Origin of the sequence: Halomonas sp. (genome assembly GCF_033549285.1) — a bacterium.
Lineage (GTDB): Bacteria > Pseudomonadota > Gammaproteobacteria > Pseudomonadales > Halomonadaceae > Halomonas.
This window is the reverse complement of the sequence record NZ_JAWSUJ010000007.1, coordinates 1-17599: the sequence shown is the minus strand read 5'-3', so window position 1 is coordinate 17599 and position 17599 is coordinate 1. Positions and strand designations below refer to the sequence as shown.

At 64.1% G+C, this 17599-nt stretch carries 15 protein-coding genes; 10 read left to right on the top strand and 5 right to left on the bottom strand.

What is annotated here, in order from left to right; all coding sequences use genetic code 11:
• The first annotated feature begins 71 nt into the window (after nucleotides 1-71).
• Nucleotides 72-1391, top strand: a complete 1320-nt coding sequence (gene salA / locus SCI24_RS02865; RefSeq protein ID WP_318723899.1) for a salicylate 1-monooxygenase — start codon at nucleotides 72-74, stop codon at nucleotides 1389-1391.
• Nucleotides 1392-1410: 19 nt separating this feature from the next.
• On the opposite strand, the gene SCI24_RS02860 is transcribed toward salA, so the two are convergent.
• The 4 genes from SCI24_RS02860 to SCI24_RS02845 all read right to left on the bottom strand — a co-directional run bounded on the left by SCI24_RS02860 (nucleotide 1411) and on the right by SCI24_RS02845 (nucleotide 4835).
• On the bottom strand, nucleotides 1411-1881 hold the full coding sequence (locus SCI24_RS02860) for a MarR family transcriptional regulator (RefSeq protein WP_318723898.1): 471 nt from the start codon (nucleotides 1879-1881) through the stop codon (nucleotides 1411-1413).
• A 119-nt stretch (nucleotides 1882-2000) separates the two neighbouring features.
• Nucleotides 2001-3260 carry a TRAP transporter large permease gene (locus SCI24_RS02855; protein WP_318723897.1) on the bottom strand — a complete coding sequence of 420 codons (1260 nt, stop codon included), beginning with the start codon at nucleotides 3258-3260 and terminating at the stop codon, nucleotides 2001-2003.
• 4 nt (nucleotides 3261-3264) lie between these two features.
• Entirely contained in the window at nucleotides 3265-3783 is a 519-nt protein-coding gene (locus tag SCI24_RS02850; protein ID WP_318723896.1) for a TRAP transporter small permease, read from the bottom strand.
• A 44-nt stretch (nucleotides 3784-3827) separates the two neighbouring features.
• On the bottom strand, nucleotides 3828-4835 hold the full coding sequence (locus SCI24_RS02845) for a TRAP transporter substrate-binding protein (RefSeq protein WP_318723895.1): 1008 nt from the start codon (nucleotides 4833-4835) through the stop codon (nucleotides 3828-3830).
• 284 nt (nucleotides 4836-5119) lie between these two features.
• On the opposite strand from SCI24_RS02845, the gene SCI24_RS02840 reads away from it, so the two are divergent.
• The gene (locus SCI24_RS02840; RefSeq protein ID WP_318723894.1) at nucleotides 5120-7015 is read left to right on the top strand and encodes an FAD-dependent monooxygenase; all 1896 of its coding nucleotides are present in this window, start codon (nucleotides 5120-5122) and stop codon (nucleotides 7013-7015) included.
• A 267-nt stretch (nucleotides 7016-7282) separates the two neighbouring features.
• On the opposite strand, the gene SCI24_RS02835 is transcribed toward SCI24_RS02840, so the two are convergent.
• Entirely contained in the window at nucleotides 7283-8209 is a 927-nt protein-coding gene (locus SCI24_RS02835) for a helix-turn-helix transcriptional regulator (protein ID WP_318723893.1), read from the bottom strand.
• Between the two features lie 680 nt (nucleotides 8210-8889).
• Here SCI24_RS02835 and SCI24_RS02830 point away from each other — a divergent pair.
• From SCI24_RS02830 to SCI24_RS02795, 8 genes are all read left to right on the top strand, one after another.
• Nucleotides 8890-10020: a C4-dicarboxylate TRAP transporter substrate-binding protein gene (locus tag SCI24_RS02830; protein WP_318723892.1), complete on the top strand. Its 1131-nt coding sequence runs from the start codon at nucleotides 8890-8892 to the stop codon at nucleotides 10018-10020.
• A gap of 65 nt (nucleotides 10021-10085) precedes the next feature.
• Nucleotides 10086-10601, top strand: coding sequence for a TRAP transporter small permease (locus SCI24_RS02825; protein WP_278032593.1), 516 nt, complete (start codon nucleotides 10086-10088; stop codon nucleotides 10599-10601).
• A 4-nt stretch (nucleotides 10602-10605) separates the two neighbouring features.
• On the top strand, nucleotides 10606-11904 hold the full coding sequence (locus SCI24_RS02820; RefSeq protein WP_318723891.1) for a TRAP transporter large permease: 1299 nt from the start codon (nucleotides 10606-10608) through the stop codon (nucleotides 11902-11904).
• Between the two features lie 217 nt (nucleotides 11905-12121).
• Nucleotides 12122-13681 carry an acyl CoA:acetate/3-ketoacid CoA transferase gene (locus SCI24_RS02815; protein WP_318723890.1) on the top strand — a complete coding sequence of 520 codons (1560 nt, stop codon included), beginning with the start codon at nucleotides 12122-12124 and terminating at the stop codon, nucleotides 13679-13681.
• A gap of 66 nt (nucleotides 13682-13747) precedes the next feature.
• The gene (locus SCI24_RS02810; RefSeq protein WP_318723889.1) at nucleotides 13748-14938 is read left to right on the top strand and encodes a thiolase family protein; all 1191 of its coding nucleotides are present in this window, start codon (nucleotides 13748-13750) and stop codon (nucleotides 14936-14938) included.
• A 146-nt stretch (nucleotides 14939-15084) separates the two neighbouring features.
• On the top strand, nucleotides 15085-16158 hold the full coding sequence (locus SCI24_RS02805; RefSeq protein WP_318723888.1) for a hypothetical protein: 1074 nt from the start codon (nucleotides 15085-15087) through the stop codon (nucleotides 16156-16158).
• A 224-nt stretch (nucleotides 16159-16382) separates the two neighbouring features.
• Nucleotides 16383-17123, top strand: coding sequence for a 3-oxoacyl-ACP reductase FabG (gene fabG, locus SCI24_RS02800; RefSeq protein WP_318723887.1), 741 nt, complete (start codon nucleotides 16383-16385; stop codon nucleotides 17121-17123).
• Between the two features lie 88 nt (nucleotides 17124-17211).
• Entirely contained in the window at nucleotides 17212-17517 is a 306-nt protein-coding gene (locus SCI24_RS02795) for an SDR family NAD(P)-dependent oxidoreductase (RefSeq protein WP_318723886.1), read from the top strand.
• The last annotated feature ends 82 nt before the right edge of the window (nucleotides 17518-17599 follow it).

The following is a 17599-nucleotide window of genomic DNA, read 5'->3' as shown; positions in this document are numbered from 1 at the left end:
TGTGTGGCCGCCGTCCGGCCCGGGGCATAGCGTGAGGCAACCCCCACGACACCCCCTGGCTGGAGACTCACATGGTATCCGACAACCACGATACGCGCCTTTCCATCGGCATCATCGGCGGCGGCATCGGCGGCGTTGCACTGGCCGTCGCCCTCTCGCGGGATCCGGGCCTCGAGGTGCGGCTGTTCGAGGCCGCCGAGCGCTTCTCGGAGATCGGTGCCGGGGTCTCCTTCGGGCCCAACGCCGTCAAGGCCATCACGCTGCTCGGCCTGGAGGCCTCCTACCGCCGCATCGCCGATTCCTCACCCGCGCCCTTCGAGGATGTCTGGTTCGAGTGGCGGCGCTGGCATGACGACGCCTACCTGACCGCCACCCTGGCCCCGGGCTGTGGCCAGTCCTCGGTCCACCGGGCCGACTTCCTGGAGGCCATCGTCGAGAACCTGCCCGACGGCATCGCCCGCTTCGGCAAGCGCTGCGTCGAGGTGACCCAGAACGCCGAGGGCGCCACGGCTCACTTTTCCGATGGCACCACCTTCAGCGCCGACATCCTGATCGGCTTCGACGGCATCAAGTCGGCGGTGCGCGAGCATGTGCTGCCCCCGGCGCAGCATGGCGACCTCGGTCCCTTCTGGAGCGGGACCTATGCCTATCGCGGCATGGTTCCCACCCAGCAGCTGGAGGCCGCCATGGCGGCCAAGGGCGCTGACAGTCGCCTGGCACGGGTGCCGCAGATGTACCTGGGGCCGGACCGCCACATCCTCACCTTCCCGGTGAAGCAGGCCGAACTGATCAACGTGGTGGCCTTCATCACCGACCGCTCCACGCCGACGCCCCGGCTCCCCGCGGGCGAGGAGTGGGTCAAGGCGGTGTCCCAGGACGAGCTGCTGGAGGTGTTCGACGGCTGGGGGGCTGGGTCACAGGCCATCCTCGACTGCATCCCCGAGCCCACGCGCTGGGCCCTGCACGAGCTTCCCGAACTGCCGCGCTACCGTCGCGGCCGGGTGCTGGTCGTGGGCGATGCCGCCCATGCCATGGTGCCCCACCAGGGCGCGGGCGCCGGCCAGGCGCTGGAGGATGCCTACGTGCTGGCCAGCCTGCTGACCGATGCGGCCTGCGACCGGCAGAGCGCCGAGCAGGCGCTGGCGGCCTTCGAGGCGGTCCGTCACGCGCGTGCCTGCAAGGTGCAGCGCACCTCCCATGAGGCGGGCGACGTCTACGAGTACGCCGCTGCCGGCATCGGCGATGACGAAGCCCGGCTGATCCAGAACCTGGAGACCCGCTACGACTGGCTGTGGCAGCACGACCCGCAGGATGACGTGGCCGAGGCGCGCCGTCGGCTGGGCTGGGAGGAGCATCTCGGCTCGCGAGTGCCGGAAGCAAGGCGGGCCTGAGCGGCATCCCGTGGCGGGCTTACCCCGCCTGGCGCACTGGCACGCGGCTGAGGTGGTTGTTCTCGTCGGCGATGCGTGTCAGCAGCCGGCACAGGGTCTCCCGCTCGTCCTCGCTCAGGGGGGCGAGGATCTCCTCCTGCACCTCGGCAACCTGCGGCTCGGCGTCGTGGCGAAGGCGCTCGCCCTCCGCGGTCAGGGTGACCAGCATGGAGCGGCGATCCTCGGGGTTGCGGCGTCGGGTCACCAGGCCACGCTCCTCCAGCTTGCGCACCACCACGGCCACGGTATTGCGATCCAGCGCCGTATGGCCGCCCAGGGTGATCTGGTCGATTGGCCCCTTCTCCTCGAGCGCGCAGAGGAGGATGTACTGCAGTTGGGTCAGGTGGTAGGCCTCGCACTTGCGCAGGAAGATCGCGACGCTGATCTGGTGGCAGCGCCGCAGCAGGTTGCCGGGCAGCACACTGGCCTGGGTAAGCGGAATTCCGGTCATCGTCTCGTCATCTCGAGGGCGGGTGGCTGGCCGGGCAGGCGGTCGGCCCGGCATGGTGGACTAACGTAACAGAGTGCGCGGGCCCGGGCATCCGCTGGCGATCCCGGGCCCGGGCGGAGCTAGCGGAAGACGCTGACCAGCCAGGGATTGAAGATGATCGCCAGGATCACCAGGCAGGCCGCCAGCACGAAGGGAAAGATCCACTTGGTGATGCGTGACAGGCTGACGTTGCTGATGGCCGAGGCGACATAGAGGCCCGCGCCCACCGGCGGCGTCAGCAGCCCGAGGCTCAGGGTCATGCAGGTGACGATGCCGAAGTGGATGGGGTCGATGCCGTAGCTCTGCTGGGCCACCGGCAGCAGGATCGGCACCAATATGATCAGTGCGGCGATGCCGTCGAGCACCATGCCCACCACGATCAGCATCACGAACACCAGCAGCATGAACACCAGCGGGCTCTCGGTGGTGCCTTGCATCAGCCCGGCCACCTGCTGGGGGATCTGGTTGTAGATCAGCACCCAGCCGAAGGCCTTGGCGGCGGCGATCAGGAACAGCACGATGGAGGTGTTGCGTGCCGTCCGCCTGAGCACGCCGGGGAACTGTCCCCACCTGAGCTCACGGAAGAACAGGCCGCCGAGGATCAGCGCCATCAGGGTCGCCACGGCGGCGGATTCCGTGGGCGTGACGATGCCGAAGGCGATGCCGCCGACGATGACCACGGGGATGCAGAGGGTGAGCAGGGCACCGCGAGTGGCCTTCCACAGCGGGATGCTGGCCCGCTCCTCCATGCCCTTCTTGCGCGCCCGGCCGGCGAGCAGCGCGATCAGGCCGCTGATCAGCACGAACAGCACCAGCCCCGGGAGGATGCCCCCCATGAACATCGCGCCGATGGAGACCTGGGCGATGACCCCGTAGATGATGAAGACCATGGAGGGCGGGATGATCGGGCCCAGCAGGCCGGCACCCGCCGTCAGGGCGGCGGCGAAGCCCTTGTCGTAGCCGTCGCGTTCCATCTCCGGGGTCATCACCCGACTCATGATGGCGATCTGTGCGGTCGCCGAGCCCATGATCGAGGCCAGCATCAGGTTCGAGGTCAGGGAGACATAGGCGATGCTGTGTGGCACCCAGGAGAACCAGGCGCGGGCCGCGGTGATGATCCTCCGGGTGATCCCCCCCTCGTTCATGATCTCCCCGAGCAGGATGAAGAGCGGGATCGCCAGCAGGTCGAAGACCTCCAGCGAGCCGAAGATCACCTGGGGCAGGTTCTCCAGCAGCCGGTAGTTGCCGGAGGCGACGACGAAGGTGAAGGTCGAGGCGAGCAGCACGAAGGCGATGGGCATGCCGAGCAGCATGAACAGCAGGAAGGCAGCGAGCGTCATGCGGTCAGTCCTCGTCGCTCACCAGGGTGAAGACCGTGCGTGAGCGGTCCGACAGCCTGGCGATGAGATGGAAGATCGAGGTGGCGCAGAAGATCGGCACGATCAGGTAGAAGTGCCACTTGGGCCAGTCGAGGGTGATGGCGATGTCGTAGCCGACCGAGGGCGAGCGCAGCCAGCCGATGGCGTACCAGAGGATCACCACCAGCATCGCCAGGCAGACCAGCTCGGTCAGCCAGTAGCAGGCCCGTTGGGCCGGCGTGGGCAGCAGCCCCACCAGCATGGTCAGGCGCACGTGCTGGTCGTGGTGGATCGAGATCGAGATGGCCAGGAAGGCCATCCAGATCAGGATGTAGACGGCCAGTTCGCTGGCAAAGAAGATCGGGCTGTTGAGCACGTAGCGGGCGAAGACATTGGCGATCAGCAGCACACCGAAGGCAGCGATCAGCACGCTGCAGGCCAGCTGCTCCAGCGCGGCCAACCGGCGGCTCGCCCGGCTGAGCCAGGTGTCATGTCGAGCATTCATGTGTGACTCCTCTCTGTCCGGGGCGCCTGGACGCCCCGGTCCGGTTATTCGGCGTCAAGGAGTTGGGCGGTCTGCTGCTGGAAGGCCTGGATCACCGGGTGCTCGCCGAAGCGCTCGGCGAAGGCCTGGTTGGCCTCGCTGAACACGCTCTCGGCATCCGTGAGGGTGAACACGTCGATGCTCTCCTCGAGGGTGGCGAGGTTGCGCTCCTCGGCCTCGATCTGGGCCTCGATACCCCAGGCCAGGGCCTCGTCCATGGCCTCGTCGATGATCCGGCGCTCCTCCTCGGAGAGGGCGTCACGGGAGACCTGGCTCATCACCGAGACGGCGGGAAAGGCCATGTGGTTGGTGAGGGTGAGGTGCTCGGCGACCTCGTAGAAGCCGGAGCCCACCAGGGCGTCCAGGTCGATGTCCACGCCGTCGAGCATCTTGTTCTGCAGGCCCTGGTAGACGTCGGGCAGGCTCACCGGGGTGGGGCTGGCGCCGGTGGCGCGCCACCAGGTGTTCATGGCGGCGAAGGGAATGATGCGGATCTTCTTGCCATCGACATCCTCCGGGCGCTCCACGCGACCATCGCGCATCAGGATGTGGCGCATGCCGGCGAAGGTGTAGCCGAAGGCGTGGAGGCCCTTGCTCTCGAGGTTCGTCAGCATCTGCTGGGCCGCCTCGGTCTCGGTGGCCTGGGCCGCCTCGGCGACGCTGTCGAACAGGAAGGGGGTGAACCAGCCGACGATGGAGGGTTCGCGCTGGCTGGTCAGGGCCGCCGTCATGAGGCCCATGTCGAGCAGCCCGGTCTCCATCTGCGAGAACATCGCCGACTCATCGCCCAGCTGGCCGGCGGGGAAGATGGCGACGGTCAGCTCGCCGTCGCTCTGTTCGGCCACTGTCTCGGCGAAGCGTTCGGCGGTCTGGGTCCAGTTGTGCTGGGGCGGGGTGATGATCCCCAGGCGAAGCTCCTTGGCCAGGACCGGGCTGCTGGCGGCCAGCATGGAGACCGAGAGCAGCGTCAGGGCAAAGGGATAACGAAGGGCACGGGGCGTAGTGGTTGTCATTGTCGTCTCACGAGTCGGTTGTCAGGGAAGTGGTCACTCTTTGATCTGCGTCAGTATTGTGATCATCACAATAATGAGCAATTATCCGAAGGTCGATACCGCGACACCCTTCCGGAACAGCGATGCCGGGGAACAGGACGCCGGGTATTGGCGGAAAGTCGTATTGTTCGTCGCGACATTGATCACAATACTGATTATTATCGCCGTGGCGGATTGCCGCAGCGGACCCTCCCCCTGATGGTTTATCAACAACGACCCGTAGCACACGGGATGGAGCAGAACAGATGCAGTACTTCCTCGACGGTTACCGCAGTGGCGACCCGCGGATCCAGCCCCTGGCCGAAGGACGCAGCGATCCACAGGGGCCGCTGCCGGAGGAGGTGGACGTGCTCATCGTCGGCACCGGCCCGGCGGGGCTGCTGCTGGCCGCGCAGCTCTCGACCTTCCCGGAGATCGTCACCCGGGTGGTGGAGAAGGCCGACGGGCCCCTCGAAGTGGGACGTGCCGATGGCATCGCCTGCCGCACGGTCGAGATGTTCGAGGCCTTCGGCCTGGCCGAGCGGATGACCACCGAGGCCTACTGGATCAACGAGACCCACTTCTGGGGACCGGCCCCCGAGGACAAGTCGCGGATCGCCCGGCTCGGCCGCGTGCAGGACGTGCGTGACGGCCTCTCCGAGTTCCCCCACGTGATCGTCAACCAGGCCCGCCTGCTCGACTTCCTGCTGGAGTACATGCACAACTCCCCCAGCCGCCTACAGGTCGACTATGGCCACGAGACCCTCGAGGTGAAGGTCCCCGAGAATGCCGACGAGCGCGTCACGGTACGGCTCAGGACTGCGGAGGGCGAGAAGACGGTCCGCGCCCGCTACGTGGTCGGCTGTGACGGTGCCCACAGCGTGGTGCGTGACTCCATCGGCCGCGTGCCCCAGGGCCACGGCGAGGACAAGGCGTGGGGCGTGATGGACGTGCTGGCGGTGACCGACTTCCCCGACATCCGCTTCAAGTGCACCATCCAGTCCGCCGACGCGGGCAACATCCTGCTGATCCCCCGCGAGGGTGGCTACATGGTCCGGCTCTACGTCGACATGGGCAACATCGCCCCCGACGCCTGGCTGACCAAGGAGCAGGTGCTGGAGAAGGCACAGGCGGTCCTGGCGCCCTACACCTTCGAGGTGAAGGAGACCGCCTGGTTCTCCGTCTACCGCGTCGGTCACCGGGTCACCGACAAGTTCGATGATGTCGACGACGACCAGCTGGAGAGCCGCACCCCGCGGGTCTTCATCGCTGGCGATGCCTGCCATACCCACACCGCCAAGGCCGGCCAGGGCATGAACGTCTCGATGCAGGACACCTTCAACCTCGGCTGGAAGCTCATCTCGGTGCTCGAGGGCCTCAGCCCGGCCAGCCTGCTGCACACCTACAACGCCGAGCGCCACGTCATCGCCGAGAACCTGATCGAGATGGATACCCGCTGGTCGCGGGCGATCGGCGTCGCCCAGGATTCCGACGATCCCGAGGCCGCGATGAAGGGCCTGGCCGAGGTGCAGCGCCAGTTCGTCACCAACAGCGAGTTCACCGCGGGCTTCGCCACCCACTACACGCCGGCCCTGCTCACCGGTGACGACAGCCACCTGGGGCTGGCCACCGGCTTCCCGCCCGGGCGCCGCTTCCACTCGGCCGAGGTGATCCGGCTCGGCGATGCCAAGCAGGTCCACCTGGGCCACGTGCATCGCGCCGACGGCCGCTGGCGGCTCTACGCCTTCGCCGACATGGTCGACCCGAGAAGCCCAGGCTCGCGCTTCAACGTGCTGATGGACTACCTGGCCAGCGACGCCTCGCCGGTTCGCCGCTTCACCCCGCAAGGGGCCGACCCGGACGCGGTCTTCGATGTCCACGGCATCATCCAGCAGTCACACCTCGAGGTGGACTGGGCCGACATGCATGAGGTCCTCAAGCCCCACAAGGGGGCCCTCGGCCTCCAGGACTACCAGAAGGCCCACGCGCCGGTGCTGGGGACCGACCAGGACATCTTCGACCTGCGGGGCATCGATCGCGGCGCCGGCGCCCTGGTGGTGGTGCGCCCGGACCAGTACGTCTCGCTGGTGCTGCCGCTCGATGGGTTCGACGAGCTCGACGCCTTCTTCTCCCGCTTCATGGTGGCGCCGGGCCGAGGCTGAGGTAATCGCGCTTCACCCGCGATAAAGGAGGGGTGGGCCAGCATCGTCGGGTGCTGGTCCACCCCTTTTTGTGGCACACCGCACGCCAAGGCGGCGTCTTCGCTTGTTGATCCATTGCTGATCGACACCCGCTCGACCAGGTGAACGCCTCGGCGGCTTGGCCCGCCTGCCCGTGCCGGATTGACGCCAGCGACGGTCAGGCCCCAGGACCGGGCTCGATGGGTCGGTGCCTGGGAAGAGGGGGTTCACCCTGTCGGAAACAGGGCGTCAACCGCTGTACTTGGGTGCCGCCACGGCAACGCGTGGCGCCATCACGGAGCGACTGAGGCTGGCCAACTCCTGGAAGCACTCCTCGACGGTCCGCCCTGTAGTCTCGAGGATGTGGTCGGCCTGGCGATACTCGGCGTCGCGCTCCGTCAGGATCCGGGTGAGGTCTTCCTTGGCCATCTTAAAGTTGTTGCCCTCCAGGGGCCGCATGTCACCTGCTGCCATCAGTCGGTGCATCAACTCGTCGGGAGAGGCCTTCAACCAGACCGTGTAGAAGCGGCTGAGCAATCTCTGGAAGGTCTCGGGTTCGGTGACCAACCCACCACCTACCTCTAATATCGACTGCGGGTAGGTTTCGACCACATGCTCCAGGGCCTGGCGCTCCAGGCGGCGATAGGTACGCTGCCCCCCCAGTTCCAGTACTTCGCCTACCTTCATGCCGCCCTGCGCCTCGATGACCTGGCTGAGGCGGATGAAGGGCAGGTCGAGTTCAGAGGCCAGCAACTCGCCGAGGGTCGTCTTGCCGACAAACCGGATGCCGATCAAGGTGATACCGGACTGCCGGGTGCGAGGGGGGGCGAAGTGCTCTGCAAGTAGCTGGTAGGCCTCCTCGAGCTGGGCAGGGGAAAGGCGTTGCAGCAGGTCGTTGAGCGAGGAAGGAAGCGTCTGCTGGTCGGAGGCAGGCAGCAGACCGTGGAGCGGCACGACCATGGCCTGGGCCAGCCGCTGCAGTAGCTCGATCGAGATATTGGCCTTGCCGGTCTCGATCTGGGCCAGGTAGCGCTCCGAGATACCCGATTGAGCCGAGAGGTGTTTGCGTGCAATACCGCGACGAGCGCGATAGGCACGCACACGCGCGCCGATGGATAAGGCGAAGCTGGGCTGGGCCTCTTCGGCGTCGCTGGCGCCCTTTTCTTCTGGTTCCATGAAAGCCCTCGATGGCGTCTGGCAACAGGTGCCTGTTCACGGCGCGGGGGGGCTCTCTCGTCATCCCTCACCCTGAATCGGTATGATGTAAGCATTATAATGCACGTTGGCCGGTGAGCAATATCCCTCTAACTCTTCGCGTCCTGTCGGCCTCCCATCGACCTTCCAGGCCAGGGCTGAGGACGTCAGGCCTCCTCTTACCAGGCTGATAGACGGAGATGTCGCCATTTGGCGGCTTTCCGACCAAGCAAGCTCGGCTTGCCCCCACCAGAACACCTCCTGCTCCTCCCATTGAGACTAAAGTCGGGTTTCGGGCGGGTGGCGGAAAGGAACTATAATGCATGGCGCTGCACTGGAGTTCCCCATGCCTCTAGCAGCCAGCTCTTTTCAGCACTGGTATTAGCCATAAGAGCCTGCCCACTCCGGGAGCGGCGTCAGCCCCAGGGGTGAGGCGATACAGCGAGGGGTGCTCAATATAGTGACGGCAAAGCGAGTGGGCCGAAAGTGCCTCTCAGTATGCCCGCGGGCATCGGCTGCGATGTGGTCGTGAACGGACGCCGAGAGCAAAGGGGCATGACTGGTATGGCAGCGCCATCGAAGCAGAATGGGGCTCCCCCCAGGAATACCCGCATTGCTGTCGGGAGTGCATCACCAACAAGATCAATGAAGCGAGTGCCATGATGAAGATCAAATCAGTAGTGAAGGGCCTGGCCGTGGTGGCCATGGCCGGGGGCGTGATGGCCCAGACCGCGCATGCCCGTGACCTGCGCCTGGCCCCCGGGGTTCCCCCGGCTCACCCGGCGCATACCCCCCTCTATACCGAGTTCGTGACCGCCCTGGAAGAAGAGTCCGAGGGCCGCCTCAGTGGAAAGATCATGGGGACCGAGATTGCCTCGCTGGGCAACATGCGTACGGCGTTGCGCAGTGGCCTGGTGGAAGCCGGCCTGCTGCTGCCGGCCTACTTTCCCGCGGACCTGCCCAACTTCAACCTGATCGGCGATATGGCGCTGCTGGGGACGAACTCCTTCGCCATGAACGGCGCCGTGACCGAGTACATCGCCACCTGTGACGACTGCCAGGCCGAGCTCAATCAGCTGGGCATCGTCTATACCAGCACCCACACGACCGATGTCTATCACCTGCTGACGAACAAGCCGGTGACCAGCGTCGAGGACCTGCAGGGCATGCGCCTGCGCGTGGGCGGCCCACAGTACTCCCGCTGGCTGGAAGCCATGGGCGGCACGCCGGCTAGTACCCCGGTCGGCGAGACCTTCGAGGCGCTGTCCCAGGGTGTGATCGAGGGCTCGATCGCCTCCTCGGCCGATATCATCTCGTTCCGCCTCGAGGATGCCATCGACTACCTGACCTATATCGGGCTGGGCACCTTCCACAGCACGATTTCACACGCCACCGGACAACAGGTCTGGAGTTCGCTGTCGCCGGAGGATCGCGAGGCCATCGCTCGTGCCTCGACCCGGGCCAGCGCGCTAGCGACCCAGCGCTGGGCCTACGAGATGCCGGCTGAAGCAGAGCAGGTCGCGAAGGATAGCGGTATCGAGATCCTCGAGGCCGATGAGTCGCTGCATGAAGCGACGGCTCGTTTCGCCAAAGAGGATCTGGTCTATGCCGCCGAGCAGGCCGAAAGCCGCTACGGCGTCACGGATGCGACCGCCAAGCTCGAGCGCTTCCAGGAGCTGGTCGAGAAGTGGAACGGCCTCATCGAGGAAATCGGTGAAGATCCCCAGGCCGTTGCCGACGCCATCAACCGCGAAGTCTGGGACCAGGTGGACTTCACCAGCTACGGCACCTGAACTTGCTGCTTCCCGGGGCCACCGCGGTGGTCCCGGGCTTTTTCCTCGAGTCAGGAGGTTATTTCATGGCCTGGTTATATCGCCTGGTAAACCATGTATCCATGGGGCTGGGGTTGCTCGGCACCATCTCCATCCTGCTGATGGTGGTGCACGTGACGCTGGATGTCATCCTACGCTCCACGCTGTCTACATCGGTCCCGGCCACGCTGGAGATGGTCACCCGCTACTACCTGATCACCCTGGCCCTGCTTCCCCTGGCCTGGGTGGAGTGGCGCAAGGAGATGATTGCCGTCGAGGCCCTGGAAAGCCTGATGAGTCCCATGCTGATTCGGGCCTCCGATGTGCTGGTCTCACTGCTTTCGGCAGGGGTCTACGGCGTCTTGATGGTCGCGACCTGGGGGAAGGCCATGGAGCAGTTCCAGATCGGCTCCTATGTCATGTCGCTGAACTTCCCCATGCCAGTCTGGCCCACCTACTTCGTGTTGCCACTGGCGTTCGGCTTGGCCGCTATCGTCTGTCTCATTCGCCTTCCACTGCTGGCCAGCGGCACGGCCTATCCCGCCGACTCGCAAGAAGGTTAACTCCATGTCTGTTGAAATCGGTTTCTACGGGCTCGCGGCACTCCTGGCGTTGCTGGCATTACGCGTCCCCGTGGCGTTGTCGCTGATCACCGTCTCGATGGTTGGCATCAGCGTGATGTTCGGCTGGAACACTGCCATCGGCATGCTGTCGTCGACGCCCTACGAATTCATCGCCAAGTGGACCCTCAGCGCCGTGCCGATGTTTCTGCTGATGGGTTTCGTCTGCTTCCATACAGGGCTCACCAGTGGCCTGTTCAATGCGGCCAAGGTGGTCTTTCGTTGGTTGCCGGGTGGTGTGGCGATCTCGAGCATCTTTGCCAGTTCGGGGTTCGCCGCAGTCAGTGGCTCGAGCGTGGCCTGTGCTGCTGCCATGGGACGCATTGCCATTCCCGAGATGGTCAGTGGTGGTTACAAGCCCAGCTTTGCCTGCGGCACCATCGCCGCGGGAGGCACCATCGGGGCGCTGATTCCGCCGAGCATCCTCATGATCGTGTACGGGGTCTTTGCCCAGGTGTCGATCACTCAAGTCTTCCTCGGGGGGATCACCATCGGCCTGTTGACCGCGATCAGCTATAGCATCGTGATTCTGCTGGTCAGCTGGCGTCGCCCGGACATCGTGCCTCGCCAGGCGGTTGATACACGCGATATCGGCGCCAAAGAGGCACTGGTAGAGATCTGGCCCGTTCTGGTGCTGGGCTTCCTGGTCTTTGGTGGGCTGTTTTCAGGCTTCTTCACGGCCACCGAAGCCGGGGCCGTGGGGGCGGCCGGCGCGATACTTATCGGGCTGGTCCTGCGCCGGCTGAATGGCAAGGTGATGAAGGCCGCGCTGCTCGAGACGCTCTCGACCACCTCGGCACTGCTGATCATCGGGGTGGGGGCGAGCATGTTCACCCTGTTTCTCAGTCTGAGCGGCCTGGCGGGCTATATCACCAGTGCGGTGACCGGCTGGGACCCGAGCTACCTCCAGCTGATGCTGGTCGTGGTGGTGATCTATCTCTTCCTCGGGCTGTTCATGGAACCCTTCGGCGCCATGCTGGTGACTCTGCCGGTGCTGCTGCCGGTGTTCGAGCTCTACGATGTGAGCCTCATCTGGTTCGGGGTATTGCTGGTCAAACTACTCGAGATCGGCATGATCACACCGCCGGTAGGCATGAATATCTTTGTCATCAAGGGCGTGGCGGGTCAGTACGCCTCCTTGATGGATATCTTCAAGGGGGTTACGACCTTCCTGGTGGCGGATATCGTCGTGGTCGCACTGGTGATCTTCTTTCCGCAGATCGTGCTGTTTCTTACTGGAAGTTGATGCTGGTAATGCCTTTGGGCATCACCAGCAGGCGTAGTGCCAACTGGGTTTTCCGATCGAGAAGATATCGCTGCGAGATGGGCTGATCGTGTAGGTACCCCCGCTAAAGTCACAGTACTGATGACTTGAACGGTTCCTGCTGTCGCGAGGGTTGCGGGACCTGCCGGCCCTGAACGGCGTATCCAGAACGTCGACAGATAATGATGGGGTAAGCATTGTGAGCAAGGTAGTAGATGTCCATACCGCGGTAGGGCACATCAAGCATGATGATACGGTGGTCTGGTCCACAGCGGGCCTGGCCGGGTTCGCAGAGGAGGTGGCGGCGGCCCTCGAAGCCCGGTTCCTGGAGACGGGCGCGCCTCGCAACCTGACCGTGGCACATAGCTGCGGATGTGGCGATGGCAAGGACAAGGGCATGAGCCATCTGGGCCATGAAGGCCTGGTCAAGCGCCTGGTCAGTGGCCACACCGGCCAGGCCCCGCGGATGGGAGAGTTGGTCCTCGAAGACAAGATCGAGGCCTACCTGTTGCCGCAGGGCGTGATGGCGCACCTCTGGCGGCACATCGCCGGCAAGACCCCGGGGGTGATCAGCAAGGTCGGCCTGGGCACCTTCGTCGACCCCCGCCTGGAGGGGGCCAAGGCCAACACCGTCACCACTGAGGACCTGGTCAAGCTCATCGAGCTGGAAGATGAAGAGTGGCTGATGTATCGCACCTTCCCGGTGAATGTGGCGGTGATTCGCGCGACCACCGCGGATGAGAGGGGCAACCTGACCCTCGAGCGGGAAGCGATCTTCCTCGAGCAGCTGTCGATGGCCCAGGCGGCCAGGAACAGCGGTGGCATCGTCATCGCCCAGGTGGAGTACCTGGCCTGTGCCGGCACCCTGCACCCGCAGAAGGTCAAGATCCCGGCCGATCTGGTCGACTACGTGGTGGTGGCCAAACCCGAGAACCATACCCAGACCATGGCGACCTACTTCAACCCGGCCCTCTCGGGCGACCTCAAGATGCCGCTCGGCGGCATCAAGCCAATGCCGCTGGATCCCCGCAAGGTGATCGCCCGCCGGGCGGCCATGGAGCTGGTGCCGGGTGGAGTGGTCAACCTGGGCATCGGCATGCCCGAGGGTGTCGCCAGCGTGGCGGCGGAGGAGGGGGTCAGTGACCTGATGACCCTGACCACCGAGCTGGGCACCTACGGTGGTGTACCGGCCAGTGGTGGTGACTTCGCCACGGCCTACAACGCCGAAGCGATCATCGACCACGGCTACCAGTTCGACTTCTACGACGGCGGCGGCCTGGACGTCTGCTTCCTGGGGCTGGCTCAGACCGACCATGAAGGCAATCTCAACGTCAGCAAGTTCGGCAAGAAGGTGGTGGGTCCCGGCGGCTTCATCAATATCAGCCAGAATGCGCGCAAGGTGGTTTTCTGCGGCACCTTCACCAACGGCAGCAAGATCGACATCGTCGATAACAGGATCAATATCCGCGAGGAAGGCAGCCGCCAGAAGTTTGTCGAGCGCGTCGACCAGATCACCTTCAGTGGGCGTTATGCCCAGCAGGTCGGAAAACCGGTGCTGTATGTTACCGAACGCTGCGTGTTCGAGCTGATCGATGGCGAGATCACCCTTACCGAGGTCGCCCCCGGTATCGATATCCAGCGCGATATCTTCAGTGCGATGGAGTTCACTCCGAAGGTCTCGCCGGATCTCAAGGAAATGCCCACGGAACTGTTCAAGGAGCAGTGGGGTGGGCTGCGTGACACCCTGCTGGACAGGTAACCCCTGACTCGTCGCTTGCCTCAACCCGTGGCGAGCGACACCCGGCCGACACAACAGGAGTCAACAATGTTCAAGAATGCCTTTATCCCCTATGGCGGCTATTACAGCAGTCCCTTCTGCAAGTGGCAGGGAAGTTTCGCCAACACCAATTCGATCGAGCTGGGGGCGGCGACCAGCAAGCGCTGGCTGGCCAGTCGGGATATCGATCCCGCCCTGTTTGACTACCTCTACCTCGGCGTTTCGGTGGGCCAGAAGGCCATCTTCTATGGGGCGCCCTGGGCGGCGTCACTCATAGGGGCGGAGGGAATTCCCGGACAGAACGTGACCCAGGCCTGCGCCACCTCGACCACCGCGGTGTTCAATGCGGCGACAGCCGTCGAGACAGGCAGCTTCGAGACCACCTACTGCCTGCTTTCCGACCGCACATCCAATGCCCCCCATACCATCTGGCCCAACCCGATGGGGCCGGGGGGTGAGGTGATTGCCGAGAACTGGAACATGGACAACATCGCCGCCGACCCGGCCACCGGCAAGGACATGTTGACCACGGCCGAGAATGTCGCGCGCGAGCACGGCTTCACCCGTGAGCAGGCCGATGAGCTGACCCTGCGGCGCTACGAGCAGTACGCCGAAGCCCTGGCCGACGATCGGGCCTTCCAGAAACGCTACATGTTCCCGGTCGAGGTCCCGGTTTCACGCAAGGAAACCAGGCGGGTCGAGGCCGACGAGGGCGTGACGCAGACCACGGCCGAAGGGCTGGCCAAGCTGCGTACCGTTCAGCCCGAGGGTATCCATACCTTCGGCTCCCAGACCCATCCGGCGGATGGCAATGCCGGGATCATCGTCACCACTCGCGAGCGGGCGGCCGAGCTGAGCACCGATGCTGGCCTGGTGGTGCAGGTGCTGTCCTACGGCCACGCGCGTACCAAGCCGGCCCACATGCCGATGGCGCCGGCCTCGGCGGCTCAGCGTGCCCTCGACCAGGCGGGCCTGAGCATCGACCAGATCACCACGATCAAGAACCACAGCCCGTTCATCGTCAATGACCTGCACCTGGCCAAGGCCATGGGCCTCGATGCTGCCCGGTTCAACAACTACGGCACATCGCTGGTGTTCGGCCATCCCCAGGGGCCGACCCTGGGACGCCTGCTGATCGAAGCGATCGAGGAGACCGCCCTGAAGGGAGGTGGCTATGCCCTGGTCACCGGCTGTGCGGCGGGTGACTCCGCGGCTGCATTGGTCGTCAAGGTGGGATGATGCCGCAGGCATCATGTGAACAGTGGGCAGGCCGGGGGGCCTGCCCTTGGCAAGGCAAGGGAACGCAAGTTCTACAAGGGAATAGCCCTTGACATGGCTCCTGGGATCGAGCCTTTCAACACACAATAGTCCGGAGAAAAGAAAAGATGCAACTCAAGAACAAGATCGCACTTGCCGTAGCCGTGGCCTCCATGTCCTCCCAGCTTCATGCTTTTGAGGTCGCGGAAGTCGACGGCACCACCTTCAGCGTCGGTGGTTACGTCAAGGCGGAGGGCATTTTCAATGACCCAGACGGCGAAGATCGCTCTTTTGATGGAAGCGCTCGCCAGTCGCGGCTCAATTTCGAGGTCGACAGTGAGGTTCAGGGCCACGATGTGACGGGCTTCGTGGAGGGGGACTTCTGGGATAATGCCACCAATACAGCCGACAGCAGTTACGCCATGCGCTTGCGTCATGCCTTCATCAAGGTCGATAACCTGACGCTTGGACAGACATGGAATGGCCAGTTCTTCGCCAATGCGCCCTTTGATGTCGAAATTCTGGATTTCTATGGTACGGGGATCGGCAGCGTTGCCGGCAGTGGGGCCGTCGTCCGGCCGGATCTCGTCCTGCACTACACGACGGGGGGGCTGCGGCTCAGTTTCCAGGACCCGATCTACAGTGATGCCGACATGCCGGACCTGGTGGCATCCTACACCCACCGAACCGAGGCCGGACATGCGTTTAATGTTGCGGTCACCGGTCGCGAGGTGCAGACAGGCGTCGATGATTCAGAGTTTGGGGCTGCCGTCTCCCTGGCCGGTAAGCTGAACTTTGGTGACACCGCGCTTTCCCTGAGTGGCTATACGGGGGAGGGCAACAATGTGTATTCCGGGTGGGGGTATAACGGCGCGGCAGCTCCGGCACCCGACTCTAACTTTGAGAGAAGAGGTGAGGTCGACGCGTCCGGTGAGCTGGTCAGCACCACAGGCTTGATCGCTGGTCTCAACCACCGATTCACTGAGAGTCTGCGTGGCAATATTCGCTATGGACAGGTGAAGGCCGATGAGGTCTCTGCGACGGTCGAGGACGATACGCTTCAGTTCACGAACGTTAACCTGATCTACACCTATCTGCCTGGCCTGGACTTCGGTGTCGAGTGGCGGGATCGTAATGCGCTCACGATGCCGCTTCGTCCGGGCGGCCAGCAAGTCGAGCTGATGGCCATGTATAAGTTCTGATGCGGTGGCGTCTGGGTAGCTCCTTGCCCATGTTTTGATCGTTTAACGGCGAGTCACCGATCGGCAAGAGGTTCGGTGATTCGCCTTTTTTTCATATGCAGGAGAGTGACCGGCGACCCCAAGGCGGGGTGGAAGGGTGAGGGATTCGTAGTGCCCAAGAATCGCCGTGGAACCCTGGATGCCGCAGGTCCTGCGTTTATTGCTGTAATTCAGGAGGTAAGTCTATGAAGTTACATGAACGCGTGGCCGTGGTAACCGGCGCCGGGCGTGGCCTGGGCGCCGCCATGGCCCATCGACTGGCCGAGGATGGGGCCCGGGTGGTGATCGTGGATATCAACGGCGAGGATGCCGAGAGGACGGCGGCAGAGCTGGCGCGTGGCGGACATGAGAGCCTCGCCGAGGCCTGTGACGTGACGGATCGCTCACAGGTTGCTGCGATGATGCAACGCATAAAGGAACGATTCGGGCGACTGGATATCCTGGTCAACAATGCCGGTATCACGCGGGATGCTTCGTTCTTCAAGATGACCGATGACCAGTGGCGTACGGTGCTCGATGTCAACCTGACCTCGATGTTCATCTGCACCCAGGAAGCCGCACGCTACATGGTCGAGCAGCAGTCGGGGCGCGTCATCTGCATCAGCTCGCTCTCCGGTAACGAGGGCAACTTCGGTCAGGCCAACTACTCGGCCGCCAAGGCGGGGGTGATCGGCTTCGTCAAGAGCCTGAGCAAGGAACTTGCGCGAAAGGGCGTGTTGATCAATGCCGTGTCGCCCGGGTTCATCGAGTCCGAGATGTCCGCGCAGATCCCGGAAAAGGTCCGTGACATGCTGATCGCGCGGGTCCCCCAGGGGCGTGGCGGTCAGCCGGAGGAAGTGGCAGGCGTGGTGGCCTTCCTGGCCTCCGACGATGCCGCCTACGTGAACGGTCAGACCCTGAACGTCAATGGCGGGATGTATGTGTAGGACCCGGCGCCAGGCCCTGGCAACGCAGGCCTGGCACCCGGCGGTGCGTGACCTGGCGACTTTCTCGATGTGACAGAAGGATTTGGCGATGGATCTGGTAGATAAGGTAGCGGTCGTCACGGGCGCGACCAGCGGGATCGGCACCCGGATCGCCCAACGGTTTGCGGAGCAGGGCGCTGCCGTGGCCGTGGCTGGCCGCAACATGGAGGCGGCCCGGGAGATCGTGAATGGTATCCAGGCCAACGGCGGCCATGCGATCCACTTGAAGATGGATGTCGCAGACCAGGAGAGCGTGGACCATGGCTTCGAGAGGGTGGTCGGTGAGCTGGGTCCGGTCGATATCCTGGTATCGAATGCCGGGATTCAGCTAGCCCGGAAATTGCACCAGACATGAAAAAGGCGGCTGAAAATCGGTTATAATTCAAGAGCCTAACCAAGAATTAACCGCAACAGCCGCCATGACGAAATGTACCACG

Coding starts and splice junctions, on each gene's coding strand:
- salA (WP_318723899.1), top strand. CDS start 72: ATGGTATCCGACAACCACGATACGCGCCTTTCCATCGGCATCATCGGC.
- SCI24_RS02860 (WP_318723898.1), bottom strand. CDS start 1,881: ATGACCGGAATTCCGCTTACCCAGGCCAGTGTGCTGCCCGGCAACCTG.
- SCI24_RS02855 (WP_318723897.1), bottom strand. CDS start 3,260: ATGACGCTCGCTGCCTTCCTGCTGTTCATGCTGCTCGGCATGCCCATC.
- SCI24_RS02850 (WP_318723896.1), bottom strand. CDS start 3,783: ATGAATGCTCGACATGACACCTGGCTCAGCCGGGCGAGCCGCCGGTTG.
- SCI24_RS02845 (WP_318723895.1), bottom strand. CDS start 4,835: ATGACAACCACTACGCCCCGTGCCCTTCGTTATCCCTTTGCCCTGACG.
- SCI24_RS02840 (WP_318723894.1), top strand. CDS start 5,120: ATGCAGTACTTCCTCGACGGTTACCGCAGTGGCGACCCGCGGATCCAG.
- SCI24_RS02835 (WP_318723893.1), bottom strand. CDS start 8,209: ATGGAACCAGAAGAAAAGGGCGCCAGCGACGCCGAAGAGGCCCAGCCC.
- SCI24_RS02830 (WP_318723892.1), top strand. CDS start 8,890: ATGAAGATCAAATCAGTAGTGAAGGGCCTGGCCGTGGTGGCCATGGCC.
- SCI24_RS02825 (WP_278032593.1), top strand. CDS start 10,086: ATGGCCTGGTTATATCGCCTGGTAAACCATGTATCCATGGGGCTGGGG.
- SCI24_RS02820 (WP_318723891.1), top strand. CDS start 10,606: ATGTCTGTTGAAATCGGTTTCTACGGGCTCGCGGCACTCCTGGCGTTG.
- SCI24_RS02810 (WP_318723889.1), top strand. CDS start 13,748: ATGTTCAAGAATGCCTTTATCCCCTATGGCGGCTATTACAGCAGTCCC.
- SCI24_RS02805 (WP_318723888.1), top strand. CDS start 15,085: ATGCAACTCAAGAACAAGATCGCACTTGCCGTAGCCGTGGCCTCCATG.
- fabG (WP_318723887.1), top strand. CDS start 16,383: ATGAAGTTACATGAACGCGTGGCCGTGGTAACCGGCGCCGGGCGTGGC.
- SCI24_RS02795 (WP_318723886.1), top strand. CDS start 17,212: ATGGATCTGGTAGATAAGGTAGCGGTCGTCACGGGCGCGACCAGCGGG.